This is a genomic window from Lentisphaera araneosa HTCC2155, assembly GCF_000170755.1.
Classification (GTDB): domain Bacteria; phylum Verrucomicrobiota; class Lentisphaeria; order Lentisphaerales; family Lentisphaeraceae; genus Lentisphaera; species Lentisphaera araneosa.
Map to the genome: position 1 here is coordinate 14,912 of NZ_ABCK01000029.1, position 13,611 is coordinate 28,522.

Sequence of the window (13,611 nt, forward strand, 5' to 3'; positions counted from 1 at the left end):
ATGAGTGATTATGTCTTTAAAAGCTTTATTTGTAAATGAACCAGCTCGTTACTTTGGCATTTTGAGTACTTGTGGCTCTAACCCAATAAGCTGAGAAACCCTCGGGGAAAGTATGGTTGAGAGCCTGGCCTGCTTTGAGCTCAAATTTCTTGTACTCAACCCATAGTCCAGTGCCGTCGATATCAACTTCAAGTTTGATCGTCGTTTCTTTGTCTGAACTCAATTCAACTGATTTTTTATCGTAGCCGGTCATGAGGTAGGGATCGGAAGGTACCCCAGCCTTAACTTGTGTCTCTTTCCAAGGACCACCAAAACCTCGAGGTTTGCCGAGCTTCCAGAGTTCATCAATCACACCGGCCCAAACAGCAGCATGGTCATTTTTAATAACGCGATCATTGCTTCTGTCTGTCAGTCCAGTCATGAACATGAGACCGAAATGCGAGGCATAATCATCTATCGCCAAATTGTGAGTCGAAATGGGGCGGATTTTAGCGAAGCCTTGAGCATTACGGGCAGGAAGTTCGTAAAAAGTGCCGTGGAAATTAAAGAGGTCGCGCTCAGTGGCAACCTCACGGCAGATGCGACCTTCGATGTTTTTATAAGCATCATTCTTGGGGATGCGGTAGCGATTGCCATCTTCAATAATGAGGGCAGAAGCTTCGTCAACTTTGATCATGTTTTGAGGCTGTTCAGCACCTTTGAAAAGTTTTGATTGATCATCAGCTGAATTGAGTTCGAGATTCGCGTTTACCGTAAAAAAGCCTTTGTCGTTCTGAAGACTGAGAACTTTGCGATTACTGCGAATGAGTCCTTTACTCGTTTGAGTTTCGCCAATTTTTGCGATGGGCGCAAAAATGGCATCGTTTTGTGGTGAGCGCAGGTCTTTGTTGGAGTAATTGAAGTGAATCGAGAGTTCTTTGGCATCGCTCTGAGCCTTGACGCGAATCCATGTGCCTTTAATTGCTTTGGAGAATTGATGAATGAGAGACTTATTCACTTTAAATTCGGCAAGTTTAGTCCATGTGTTATTGCCTTCTTTATCAATTTCTATCGTGAATTTCACTGGTGTACCAGATTTATGAGTAATGACCATATTACGATAATCATAGCCGGAAAAGAGGTAGGGGTCAGAAACTTGATTTGCTTTCACATCATCGCGAAGCCAAACGGAACCACGACCAATGACGGGGCCCATTTGATCCAGCTGAGCTGGGTCAATAAACCAAAGGTTTGAATTGGATTGAGTGGGAGCGCCTTGAGTGGATTTAAAGGGGCGGTGATTGAGGAACTCCTTCTGAGCGGAGTCATCACAGCCAAGGATGAGCTTGTCTTTCCACATAGAGAAATCGCCAATGACTTTTAGGTAGTTTGAGCGAGGTGCGATGCCCGCAGAATTTTCTTTGCTAAAAGTTTTTGGGAATTTCCAAAAAGTTCCGTGCATGGTGGCCAAAAGGTCTTTTTCTTCAATATCGCGGATGCGTGGCCACTCAGTATTCCAGCCATGAGCTCCATCATAAGAGTGACTGGCTTTAGGCAAGCGGTAGGCATGCCACTTTTTGTCCTGGAGTAGCATGAGAATGAGTGAGCGGTAATCCCAGCCCATGGCCCAAATTGGATCGGAGTCATTGGCATTGCCATAGATTCCACCAGGGCCAGTGACTTCGGTGAATTGATTGCGGCGAATGAGTTTCCAATCGCCTTTTCCTTGCCATGAAGCAAGAGCACCGGATGAAGTGTCAGGACGAGTGCGGGCATCTCTGCCATGTTCACCATTGTTGGCATAAATGAGAAAATCCTGCCCGGAATAGAGGCCTTTGCCGTGATAGCCGGGAAGCTTTGATTTTACGCCATTGCCAACAGCGGCCTGATTATTGCCATCCTTGATGTGTTCGACAAATTCTAAAGTATCGACGTCAACTGAGTAGAGCCCTTCTTCCATAGTGGCGATATAGACTTTATTTTCCGGATCAGTCAAGTGGCGTGCGGTTCCTGTATGGCGTCCAGGCATTTTTTTAGGGTCGAGAGTTCTTACAGTGCCATCCTTTTTTATAAAGTAGGGGCCAATATTTAATTGTTCTGATTCCTTATGAATTAAACGGTTGGCAGGTGTACCACCGACACTTTCGGGACGAATGATTTGTTTGAGTTCGGGTGTTATTTGATAGAGTTTATCTGAGGAACCACTAGGTTTATGAGGTGCATAAGTGATGACCCAGAGGCTATCTCCCCAAGGGACCACTGCTCCTGTTCCACATTCACCTTCATTATTATACATGGTGAGGGAGGGGTAAACGCCGGCAATATTTTTTGCTTCATCTGCCTGGCTAAGGCTCGCTAGACTTGCGACAAGCGCAAAGGTTTTTATAAAGTTTTTGATCATGTGTTTTCCTTTTATTTACTTTGTCTTGAAAGCAATTGTAAGAGCGTGGAGGGATGACACATGATTTTAGGTGTTATTTAATAAAAAATGCCGATTTCGCAATGATATTCATTAGCAGAGCGGTTTTTTGTAATCGATTATCGCATTAACAATGCCTTATGATCTATGTGCCGTTCCTTCAGAATGAGCTGAGTGGTGAAATTGAAGTCCTATGCTTAAAAGAGGTTATGTGAAAAATAAATAAAAAACGAAATAACTATATTGTTAGGGCTCACCTGTGAGTCCGCTAGAATGTAGCATGTCCCGTGAGGGGCATGAAAACGGCTTTAGAATTAAACTAGGGCCCAAACTTGGGTCCGACACTCTATGCCGGACTCAGATTAGCGAGGTATTGCCATACGGGCGAATATAATTTTAGGCTAGCGCTATATGCCGATTACAAATCGGCGCTCCCTGGCTGCTGCCGCAGGGGCGAATATAGTTGAATCAGTATGTTTTGTACGTTGTCCACGCTTTAGCGTGCGTATTTGCGGACTCCACAAAGCTGTTTTTATAGAAGTGAATTTAACCACGGATGAACACAGATCAACACAGATTTTATTGTGAGAGTGTGATGGTTTTTTGTACTATTTAATAATTGATTCTCTTGTTCACGATAAAAGTGATTTTAAGCACGGAAAATCACTAAATTGCACAGAAACGGAAAGCTTATTCTTAGATAAAATAAGCAAGATTCATTTAAATAAATCCGTGTTAATCCGTGGATGAATATTTATCCACTCTTATTAAAACCGCATTGGAATGCGGGGCTCCCAGGCTGCTGCCGTAGGGACGGATAAAAAATTTAATGATCCTGTACGTAGTCCACGCTTTAGCGGGCTATGTGAAAAATAAATAAAAAACGAAATAACTATATTATTAGGGCTCACCTGTGAGGTGTTGCCATACGGGCGGATAAAAACTATTTTCCCGCAGGTGTGGCTCACACCACACGCTCATTTATTCCGGTACTTTGTACCTTTAAAAGATTTTTTTCAACACACTCTAAAACCCATAGGCTGAGTTATGCTTCGTGCCTTCGGCACGATCTCTTTCTTGATTCAAAATAAAGAGATTCATCATTAACGGGTAATCATGTGCTTTAATAAAACACGATTACCCACAATAAGGGGTATGATGCGACCCATACGATAAGAACGCTGTCTCTCTCGAGCTCACTCTGCAAGATGCTGCCGTATGGGCAAATGCTTTTTATCCGCATGTCTGGTAAGACTCTTGACCAGGCGACTAGGGTCTTTGCGCTGCTTTATGGGTAAGTATGTATTTTTTTATAGAGGGATGACTTTGCTTGCATGGTCTAGTGCAATTTTTTCATTTTCAGGCAATTCATCAATTAAAGTATTAGCTTTAAGTCCTTGCGCAAGGTTTTGAATTTGCTGAAACCATTTAGAAGCCATTTTTTTCGCACCATCGGAATTGGGGTGAACCTTATCGCTTACGGTGTCTTTTTTCCAATCAAAGCCTGCGGCCTGATCAACAAGAAAAACACCTTCAGTCGATTTAATAAATTTCTTTAATTCTTTGTTTAAGTCAGGGATATAAGCATATTTCGGGAGTTTACCACTGGGAATAATAGTGGCTAAAAGAATCTTGGCATTAGGATTTATTTTCTGAATAGCCTTAACAATAGCTTTATTATCTGCAAGAATGGTGTTTATAGGTTTATTCTTGGCAAAATGGTTGTGCCCAGTGTGGATTAAAACTATTTCAGCAGGATGTGAGCGATAAAGCCTTGTGATGACGCTGCGCAAGTGTGAGCTATTTCTACCGCTGTAGCCTGCGTGATGAGATGTATGGTCTTTTTTAGGCCCAATGAACTTATAATCTTTATTTTCTGCACTCAAAAGTTTTATCAAATAGGGACGATAATTCGCTGCTGATCTAGACCCTTCAGTAATGGAGTCACCCAGAGCTAGGATTGTGCAAGTCTGCATCTCTTCAGCGGACAAATTTAAGCTTAAGTAGCAGCTTAGTAAAAGTATTAATCTAACAATATTTTTCATATGTTAAGCATGATTTATTTTTGTGTTTTCCAGAACCATTCTCGGAGTTCTTTTCTTTCGGGGCAGTCTTTTAGTACCCAAGTATCGCTATGTTGAGGAAATGACATTTCTAAGAAGGTAAATTCGCCATTTGGGTAATTAGTTTTGAGATATTGCTTTGTTTTAATAATGCTTTTTTCTTGGCTGATAAACTGCGGTCTCTTAGCGAGTCGTTGTAGACGTGATTTAGCAGAGGCTTTGTCGCTTTCAGCGTAGGGCCACTTTCGAAGGCCATCATAATGACTATGGCAGATAAACCCTTTCCATAATGAAGCGATTTCATCATCGTGAAGACCGATATAATTACAGGCAATAGATCCGCGCGAAAATCCCGCAATAAATACTTGTGCGGGGTCACCTCCGTATTGAACACAGACCTCATTTACAGTTTTTTTACAGTAAGCGACTGTAGCATCAATATTGCCCCACCAGCTTGCGGCATTAGCTTTGTTTTTTTCGTCGACATAAGGTAAGCAGAGCCAGATGACCCCTTTGCCAGCAGAAATACCGAAGCCAATTTTACAGCCTTCAATTGTTCCTGGGTAATCCCTCCACTTATTCCCCGCATACTCGACAATCACTGGGTACTTTTTCTCTTTTTGCCAATCAGAAGGAAGATAAAGACTATGGTAGATTTGAGTTCCTAAATACTTTTTGTGAAAGATTTTCACTCGTTTGCCATGCCTAGGGACTTGATGAATTATTTTGGGAATGACTAAGTCATTTTGAGTATGATCATTTTCCAGAGCATATAAATTATGGATTAAAGTCAAAACTAATACGACAGCAATGGTTTTTATCATCATCTGTATATTTATTTTCTTGAGGGACTAGAATCCCAAATAGTATCTGAAATATCATTTATACTAGCAATACTTCCGTCTTCTTTGAGTAAGGTACTAAGTAGGGTGAGCTTTTCTACATGACCATCAGTCATTAAAAAGTTTGGCTTTTCACCATGTGGAGTTAAGCCAAGTTCATATCTTTCATTCAAATCTTTAGCTCTTTCACGATCATGTCTTCCATTGCTTAAATTTGACCATTTGTGGTGGTAGTCAAAGATCATTATAGTTTTAGAGGGTTTATTTATATCTGTAAATTTTCTCGATACAGAGCTATGTGAAATCCCCATAAATTCGGTATGAGGATTAGAGTTATCTGCTCTGTATTTATATGTCATGGAATAACTCCTGCCAAGGATTTCTGTATCTGGACCATACTCATTTTGGATCTCATCTGTAGGGCATCTATAAACAGCTCCATGTGATTCACCCAAGTCTTCTATTTTTGCAGTCGGATTAGCAAACAGTAAATTACTATCCTTACTACGCCCATCATGTGATGATAAATAATCATCCCAACTCGTCCATCCTCCTTTGCTCAATGGTGCGAAAAAGTCATTATCATCAGAATACATAATAATGATAGTGTTGAGTTGTTTTTGGTTACTCGTACAAACAGCTATTTTTGCCCGTGTTCTGGCTTTGCCTAATGTAGGTAGTAGAAGTGAGGCGAGAATACCAATAATGGCAACAACGACGAGTAGTTCGATCAGTGTAAATCTTTTGAATTTCATGATATGGATTCTATTTAATTTTTATGAGTTAAAATTAAATACAAAATCTATTCTTCGTCTGTTACAACTTTTTCAATTTTTTTGTTCTAAAGGGAGTTATTATTCATGAGGTTTTGAATTTGCTCTTGATCGAGAGCTGCGTCGAAAATAAAGATTTCATCGAGCCAACCGCGGAAGAATTTATCTCTAATTTCTTTGTTACGATTCAGTCATTTGTCCGGTAAGTATCGCTAGATACTAAAAAAGTGTAGTGTCCCCTTATAAATTGTTCTACCAAAAAGCAAAAAATAAGGAGCACTACACCATGAGTATACAAATAGCGAACTCTCAAGAAAATCAAAGTCGTCGCTTATCTTTAAAAACAATGAACCAGCAAATGAGTCACTTGGCGGTTCATGGAGCGGGCCTAAGTCCCTGGGAAGCCAAAGAACTGGTTCGCATGATAGATGAGGTCTATTTTTCCTATAGCCAAAAGGAACTTAAAGAAGGTCAACTCAAGTACAACTGCGTCTCGACCAAGGAAGGTGCAGGTAAGGCACTCAAAGACTGTGAAATGATAAGCGTCACTCTAAGTGTATTCAGTGATTTTGACGAAGAAGAGTTGCCCAATAGAAAAAATAAACAACGGCAAGTTGTTCGCCGTCAGCGTAGGTTAATACGTTTGAGCGAAGAGGCTCGCGATCAAGGAGGTCTATTAAGCCAGGAGGATTTGGCCAAGCTGTTGATGTGCGATACAAAAACGATCCGACGTGATATCAAACACTTACAAGAGGAAGGTATTGTCATTCCGACGCGTGGCCAACAAAAAGATATTGGTCCTGGAGTTACACACCGTGAATTGGTCATTCGTCATTGGGTGGAAGGCAAAGAAGAAGTTGAAGTTGCGAGTGCTACAAAACATTCGATGGGCGCCGTTGAGAGTTACCTTCAAAAGTTTAAAGTTGCGGTTTACTTACGGGTAGGGAAGAGCTTCACTGACCATGAAATCGCGGTAGTTGCAGGAATCTCACAACGCGGCGTGAAGACATTCCTTAAGATTTACGACGAGTTTAAGAATAAAGATATGTTCAAACATCGTCTGGATGAAATCCTGCTTACAGGAGATGAATACTATAAGGAAGTTGGCGAAAAAAAAGACTCACTACTGTCGAATCTATCAAATCCCGTATGGAGCAGAGCATGAAGACGCATATTTCAGCGAATGAAGCAACTTACGGACCACAACAATATAAAACTTTTGCTGGAGCTTTAACAGCTTTTTTCTCAGAGGAGTGTCCGCAACTGGGAGGAATGAGGACTCGGCAAGTTTTGAGCTCAACTATTATCTCTATGGTCAATAAATTCTATCCCGAAACTTCTCATTTAAAACAGGGTCAGACGCCATGGGTGACCACTGACAAAAATGCGACTAAATCATACGGAAAAAAGATCAATCAAACACCTTTAGTGAGTGTTATCCTAGATTTAGTACGAGCAGAAGATATTCAAGAGCGCAAAGACGGTAAGAAGCTCAGAGACATAAAAAAGGAAGCTGTTGCAAGGATGCTCAAACAAAGTTATAAGCAAGGTGGCTGTATGACCTCGGTTGAATTAGCCATTCTTTTAAAGATCTCTCCACCAACTGTGGGTAAGTATATTAAAGAATGGGAACTGGAACACAATGAGGTCTTACCTCGAAGAGGTTCAATACATGATATGGGGCCAACTCTCACGCACAAAAAAATTATAATTGAAAAACTTTTCATAAAGAAACTCAGCGTTCAACAAGTAAGTCGTGAGACTTATCATTCATTCCAGGCTATCCAGCGTTATATCAGCAAATTTAAACAGGTTCTTATCTGTTATAAGAAGGGCATGAATATCAATGAGATCGCCAAAGTTATTGGAAATACACCCCGGTTAATCAAAGAATATGAAGCTATCATCTTGGAGTACAAAGACCGAGGGTTTGTTTTAGAGCAAATCATCAATACGGACGCAAAGGTGGACTCACAATACGAAACCATCGTCAATGACTTGAACTCTCAGAAAAACTAAATATCTGTACGTAAGGGGACAAATACACCTCACGGACAAATGACCTTATTTATCATAATCAAATGCCATATTGCGACCAAAAATTAGCGGACGTGATTGTTTATGATCAAGAATAGTATCGATTCTCTGTACGGCTTTATGGGAAGTGTTTTCCAGTTTGCCATCAATGTAGAGTAAGATGTGAGTTGAAGTATCGACCTCGCTACCACCATACATCACAATAGCGATATGATGCCAGCGACGATCTCTTAAATCAGTTTGTCCAACTACAGGAGCCTGCATAGTACCAATTCGTAGACGCCCCAGAGGGCCTTCGCTTTTTAGTGGATTGGGTGATATTTGCCAAGCTTTCCCAGGTTCATGAAGCCCCCAGCTAATCATGCCATAACCATTGTTGATAGTGAAGTCCTCTGGGATTTTAGCCCAAAAAGCTACCGTTCTTGGCTCAGTTCCACCAATTCCTTTAAAAGCAGTTTCTACATAGGCATCTTTTCCGTTGAAGAATAGAGCTTTGCCAAATTGACCATTTTCAAATTTTGGCCCAAGGCCTTCTTTGAAAGCTTTGAGTTCTCCAGAAAATTGACTGACATCAAAACCTTTTCCTTTGGCCGTAGTAAAATTGGCTTGATCATCAAAGGACCAATGAAGATAATCGGGATCTTCAGGTGATTCTCCCGGGAGCGATCGACGAAAGCGCATAGGGTTACTTTCAATAATACTCATCTGCTGCTGAGCGTCGAAGGCGCGGGCATCATCTTTGAAGAGATTGACGAACTTATTGTTTTTCAGCGAGCGGGCTTTAACTTCACCCTGCATGACGTGAACTTCCGATGCACCTGATTGATTAACGCCCACTGCAAACTCGGTTCCCAAGTCGATGATTTCTGAGCTTGGTGTCAGCACCGTAAAGCCAATAGCTTGTTCAGGAACATTGGCAACGAGGTTACCCTCCAGAAGATGAATGAGGTCGGGGTTTTTAAAATCGATCTTGATGGGAGCTTCAAGAGTGAGTTGTACTCCATTATTGAGTACAATTTCTGCGTAACCCTCCGCAAGTTTAAAGAGTCCAGCATTGAGTTTATCACCCATTTTATAGCTCGGATTGCCAATACTTTTTGCTATGTTCGCAATGCTGGGGATTTTCTTTGCTTGAGTCTTGCTTGAGAAATAAAAGACGGGAAGCAGAATTAAGCATGCTACTGCAGCAATTTGATAAAATTTAAGACTTGAGCTTTGTTTTTTGGCGAGTTTTTCTTGGAATTGAGCAGTGAATTGATCTTCCTTTTCAGTTTGTAATCTCGCCTCAAATTCCTCGACAAATAAATCGTCTTCTTGAGCGTCGAATTTAAGTAAGCGTTCGGTCGCTACTATGTCAGCTAAATCTTTCAAGAGCTTTGTGTTCACTCGACAAGCTTCCAAAAGCTCTTCATCCACATCTTCACCAGCCAAGTAATTTGCTATGAGTTTTTCTTCGTATTCGTTCATAATTGGCATGTTCCACGAGTTTCGTTTATACATCGGCGGAGCTGATCACGCATACGGTGAAGTTTCATCGTCATTGCCGAATGCTTGATATCAAATTGTTTGGTGAGTTCACCTACTGAAAGACCATCATGATAATGAAGTCGAACAATCTTTTGTAGATTTTCATCTAGCTTTTTTGTACAAATTTTAAGAGCTGCCAGTGAATCAGATTCATTCTTTTCCGAGTACTGGAGACCGATTTCTTCATCAACGAGAATTTGAAGTTCAGCCGAGCCACCAACAGCATCGGGTTTGTGCTTACGCCAGTAGTTTTTGAGAAGGTAAAAAGCAATACTGCGAATCCACGGGCCAAAGGCTTTTGTGCTATCGAATTCATTTATTTTTCGGTAGGCAACAAGAAAAGCTTCTTGAGCGAGGTCATCGACTTCAAAACGATTTGTGAGTCGTACAGCAAGGCAGGCACGTACATTGCGCTGGTAATTCTCCACTAGCTGAGAAAAAGCCGAGTTATCGCCGTTCTGCGCCGCTTCTATGAGTTCTGTATCGGTCATGGTTTCCTGTAATTAATAAGCTTATTCTACTAGTTCATTGTGCTGAATTACAGCTTTGACACATGACTTTCGAAAAAAAGTCATCATTTTTTGAATCAAAATACTATTGTATTTATCTCAAAAATGTGGGTATGGTTTTTTATGAAAATTTGTAGAGTATGTACTCTGTGGTAAACTATAGATTAAGTGGCGTAATCGCATGGGGCAGGTGCTACATAAGTGGAACGAAAGAACTCATAAATAGGTGGTGGAAAAAGTGACAAAAGAAGTGCGACACTGGACTGTTTGTTGCGAATGTAAGGGGCGAGGTAGAAAGACAAGGAAAGTCACTAAGAAGCGCAAGCGTCGTTATCAGGATGAATTAAAAGAATTTGAAAAAAACAATCGACTTGGTGAAGCTCCCATACGACCAAGGGGACATCAAGATGCGTGTAAGGTCTGTGGGGGCTCAGGCTTGTCTGTTGCAGAAAAAAATACATTGGTCGATACAGAAAACTATCCGCATCTTGCGATTATTGGTGGGGGGATTGGAGGTGTGGCTCTTGCCATGGCTTGTTTACATCGAGGAATTCCATTCACGATTTATGAACGCGATAGAGGTTTTAGCACACGGTCACAGGGCTATGGGCTTACACTACAGCAGGCGAGTAAGGCGATTGAAGGCTTAGGTATTTTTAATTTAGAAAAAGGGCTGACTTCGACAAGACACGTTGTGCATAATATTGATGGTAAAGAACTCGGGGAATGGGGAGTGAGGAAATGGGAGGCTTTAGCAGAGAAAAATCCATCAAAACGCAGGAATATACATATTGCACGACAATCCTTGCGTGAGGCTCTCTTAGAGCAACTAGGAAGCCAGGAAACAGTACAGTGGGGACATCACTTAGTTGACTTCCAAGAGGCTGACGATGGCACTATAGACCTTCGTTTTCAAATAGATGGAGAAGTTAATGATCAACATGCCAAAGCAGACCTAGTGGTCGGAGCTGATGGCATTCGCAGTTCTGTACGTAGACTCTTGATAGGTGAGGAGCTTACTCCTTTACGTTACCTCGGTTGCATTGTGATTTTAGGGATATGCCCTTTGGCCAATCTCGGAGGCTTGGAGCATGAATTATTAGATTCGTCCACGGTATTCCAGACGGCGAACGGCCATGAACGCATGTACATGATGCCTTATTCATCGGATGCAATTATGTGGCAGCTTAGTTTTCCTCTTTCAGAAAATGACGCCAAAGAACTGAGTTCTCGAGGCCCCCAAGCCCTCAAAGATGAAGCTTGCCAAAGATGTCAATGGCATGACCCCATTCCCCAGATTTTAAAAGCCACAGAAAGTACGCAAGTTTCAGGATACCCAGTTTACGATAGGGCATTACTCAAGTCAAATGACCTTAAGAATGCCGGGCAAGTTACTTTAATTGGCGATGCAGCCCATCCAATGAGTCCTTTTAAGGGGCAGGGAGCCAATCAGGCTTTGTTAGATGCATTAGCTTTGGCTAGATCAATTACAGCTCAGTGTCGGCCTTTGTCGAATTGGAAGGCATTGGGGATCAGAGAAGCCGTGCTCAATGACTTCGAGTCAGAGATGATAAGTCGCAGTTCGACAAAAGTGCAAGAATCAGCGGCAGCGGCAGAATTTCTTCATTCGGAAATAGCTCTCCATGAGAGTGATCAACCAAGAGCAAAGTGCCGTAAGAAGGAGTCGTGAAGGATTTAGAAATTGTTTCTTACTGAAACATTTTTGAGTGGGCAATACTGGACTCGAACCCTCTTCGATGTCAACACAGGCACAAAAAAAGACAGTCTCTAACGAAGCTGTCTTTTGAGTGGGCAATACTGGACTCGAACCCTCTTCGATGTTAACGAAGGCACAAAAAAAGACAGTCTCTAACGAAACTGTCTTTTGAGTGGGCAATACTGGACTCGAACCAGCGACCTCTTCGATGTCAATGCCTGTGATTAAGTACAGAAAGACATAAAATGGCTGAATTTAATACAGTTATTTAAGGAAATTGAGCTAATTGGTGCCCTGAGGTGCCTCAAAAGTCCTCCATGTAACGTTTTTTTTACTCGCGTCATTTCTATCTCAAAATGAGGGAAATAAACACGGAGAAATGACCATGTCAGTAAGAAGAAAGAAATTAGCATCGGGTAAGTATGTAAGGGATTATTATTATGAATTTAGAATGAATGGGGAACCTTATCGAGGAACTACAGGCTGTTCAGAAAAAAAAGATGCGATTAATTTTGTGCGAAAGTTGAAGCGGGATTTAAAAACTGCGATTAATGCAAAAAAACATAATAAAAGTTTGATTCACTTTCGAGAAAGTGTTACAGAAGGTCTCATTGGGACCAAGGTTAAATTAGAAGATGTATTTCCTATTTTTAAAAATGAATTCCCGAAATTTATCACAAAAACTCCCAGTGAAAAACGATGGGAATTGAAGGAATCAATTTGGAGAGACTTTACCGCTTTTTTAACAAGTAAGGGCGTATGCAATATTCATGAAGTAACGGAAGAAAATGCGCGGGAATATTGGGCTTATTTACGTCGCAATGGTCGTTACAATAAGGAAGTGAAAAATGCCCAAGGACGTAAAAAATATAAAAGTAAACGTGTAAAACTTTCTAACACTACAGTTGATGAATATAGATCGCAGTTACAGCAGGTGTTTACCGTGATGATGTGCTATGCGCGGCTCATCGACAATCCATTTAGGAAAATAGCTAAGTTGGAAAGCGATCGTAGGAAAATGGATATATTTACACCTGATGAACTTATCAGAATTAATGAATTTATTTATTCTGATAAAATAGTTCCTTTTTGTTTAAATGGAGAGTTAAATAAGTTGATTGTAAGAGCTGTATTTATTATAGGAATTAATACAGGCATGAGATTAGCAGATATAGCTTTGTTAAAATGGAAGGATGTCTCTTTAAGTGAACGAATGATCACTATATTTATGTCTAAAATTAAGACTCCTGATCCAGTTGAAATTCCGATCTCAAAAAAATTATTGGTCTTTTTAAAAGAGCAAGAAAAACTAAGGCTTAATGATTATGTTTGCCCAGAGTTAGCAAAGTTATACTTGGAGGATGCAGGTAAGATTTCCTTTCGATTTTCACAAATGCTTAAGTATTTAAACATTGAAACCTGTGTGCTACATGAAGGTCGTGCTCGTCAAAATTGTATAAAAGGAATACATAGTTTAAGGCACCAGTTTTGTTATTTGGCAGGTATGAGAGGGGTTCCGGAAAATCTTTTACAATCAATAGTGGGTCACATGAGTAAGGATATGACACGATACTATATGATGCATAAGACTCATGAGTTAAAACATAAGGCAATCGCGGTCATGGATGATTTTGAAGCAGTTCCTGACAAGAACAAACCTTCTTCTGAAGTTTTTACGGATATAAAAAAATATAGTGCTGAAGACCTCTTAAAAGCAATAAAAGACATGATTGGGTAGGTGTTAT

10 protein-coding genes are annotated in these 13,611 nt (G+C 40.8%); 4 read left to right on the forward strand and 6 right to left on the reverse strand.

What is annotated here, in order from left to right; all coding sequences use genetic code 11:
* Nucleotides 1-25: 25 nt before the first annotated feature.
* From LNTAR_RS20690 to LNTAR_RS20705, 4 genes are all read right to left on the reverse strand, one after another.
* Complete coding sequence (locus LNTAR_RS20690; protein WP_007280715.1) at nt 26-2,380, reverse strand: hypothetical protein; 2,355 nt, start codon at nt 2,378-2,380, stop codon at nt 26-28.
* Nucleotides 2,381-3,708: 1,328 nt separating this feature from the next.
* Entirely contained in the window at nt 3,709-4,374 is a 666-nt protein-coding gene (locus tag LNTAR_RS20695) for an SGNH/GDSL hydrolase family protein (RefSeq protein ID WP_157473750.1), read from the reverse strand.
* 83 nt (nt 4,375-4,457) lie between these two features.
* On the reverse strand, nt 4,458-5,288 hold the full coding sequence (locus LNTAR_RS20700; RefSeq protein WP_007280717.1) for an alpha/beta hydrolase family protein: 831 nt from the start codon (nt 5,286-5,288) through the stop codon (nt 4,458-4,460).
* A gap of 8 nt (nt 5,289-5,296) precedes the next feature.
* Nucleotides 5,297-6,058: a type II secretion system protein gene (locus LNTAR_RS20705; RefSeq protein WP_007280718.1), complete on the reverse strand. Its 762-nt coding sequence runs from the start codon at nt 6,056-6,058 to the stop codon at nt 5,297-5,299.
* A 304-nt stretch (nt 6,059-6,362) separates the two neighbouring features.
* On the opposite strand from LNTAR_RS20705, the gene LNTAR_RS20710 reads away from it, so the two are divergent.
* Together LNTAR_RS20710 and LNTAR_RS20715 are read left to right on the forward strand one after the other, a co-directional pair.
* Nucleotides 6,363-7,241 (forward strand): DUF1670 domain-containing protein, encoded by an 879-nt coding sequence (locus LNTAR_RS20710; RefSeq protein WP_007277561.1) that lies wholly within the window; start codon nt 6,363-6,365, stop codon nt 7,239-7,241.
* On the forward strand, nt 7,238-8,095 hold the full coding sequence (locus tag LNTAR_RS20715; protein ID WP_007277560.1) for a DUF1670 domain-containing protein: 858 nt from the start codon (nt 7,238-7,240) through the stop codon (nt 8,093-8,095). The genes LNTAR_RS20710 and LNTAR_RS20715 overlap by 4 nt, the downstream gene beginning before the upstream one ends.
* Nucleotides 8,096-8,140: 45 nt before the next feature.
* Here the strand turns inward: LNTAR_RS20715 and LNTAR_RS20720 are convergent, their stop codons facing one another.
* Both LNTAR_RS20720 and LNTAR_RS20725 read right to left on the reverse strand, forming a co-directional pair.
* On the reverse strand, nt 8,141-9,580 hold the full coding sequence (locus LNTAR_RS20720; protein WP_007280719.1) for a FecR domain-containing protein: 1,440 nt from the start codon (nt 9,578-9,580) through the stop codon (nt 8,141-8,143).
* Nucleotides 9,577-10,131 (reverse strand): RNA polymerase sigma factor, encoded by a 555-nt coding sequence (locus LNTAR_RS20725; RefSeq protein ID WP_007280720.1) that lies wholly within the window; start codon nt 10,129-10,131, stop codon nt 9,577-9,579. The genes LNTAR_RS20720 and LNTAR_RS20725 overlap by 4 nt, the downstream gene beginning before the upstream one ends.
* A gap of 247 nt (nt 10,132-10,378) precedes the next feature.
* On the opposite strand from LNTAR_RS20725, the gene LNTAR_RS20730 reads away from it, so the two are divergent.
* A complete protein-coding gene (locus LNTAR_RS20730; RefSeq protein ID WP_420798232.1) occupies nt 10,379-11,839 on the forward strand; it encodes an FAD-dependent oxidoreductase in 1,461 nt (486 codons plus the stop codon).
* Between the two features lie 412 nt (nt 11,840-12,251).
* Nucleotides 12,252-13,604, forward strand: a complete 1,353-nt coding sequence (locus LNTAR_RS20735; RefSeq protein ID WP_007280722.1) for a tyrosine-type recombinase/integrase — start codon at nt 12,252-12,254, stop codon at nt 13,602-13,604.
* Nucleotides 13,605-13,611 lie beyond the last annotated feature (7 nt).

Bases quoted from the DNA above. Each gene is read 5' to 3' on its own strand.
- LNTAR_RS20715 (WP_007277560.1), top strand. From the start codon at position 7,238: ATGAAGACGCATATTTCAGCGAATGAAGCAACTTACGGACCACAACAA.
- LNTAR_RS20720 (WP_007280719.1), bottom strand. From the start codon at position 9,580: ATGAACGAATACGAAGAAAAACTCATAGCAAATTACTTGGCTGGTGAA.
- LNTAR_RS20700 (WP_007280717.1), bottom strand. From the start codon at position 5,288: ATGATGATAAAAACCATTGCTGTCGTATTAGTTTTGACTTTAATCCAT.
- LNTAR_RS20690 (WP_007280715.1), bottom strand. From the start codon at position 2,380: ATGATCAAAAACTTTATAAAAACCTTTGCGCTTGTCGCAAGTCTAGCG.
- LNTAR_RS20695 (WP_157473750.1), bottom strand. From the start codon at position 4,374: ATGCAGACTTGCACAATCCTAGCTCTGGGTGACTCCATTACTGAAGGG.
- LNTAR_RS20735 (WP_007280722.1), top strand. From the start codon at position 12,252: ATGTCAGTAAGAAGAAAGAAATTAGCATCGGGTAAGTATGTAAGGGAT.
- LNTAR_RS20710 (WP_007277561.1), top strand. From the start codon at position 6,363: ATGAGTATACAAATAGCGAACTCTCAAGAAAATCAAAGTCGTCGCTTA.
- LNTAR_RS20725 (WP_007280720.1), bottom strand. From the start codon at position 10,131: ATGACCGATACAGAACTCATAGAAGCGGCGCAGAACGGCGATAACTCG.
- LNTAR_RS20705 (WP_007280718.1), bottom strand. From the start codon at position 6,058: ATGAAATTCAAAAGATTTACACTGATCGAACTACTCGTCGTTGTTGCC.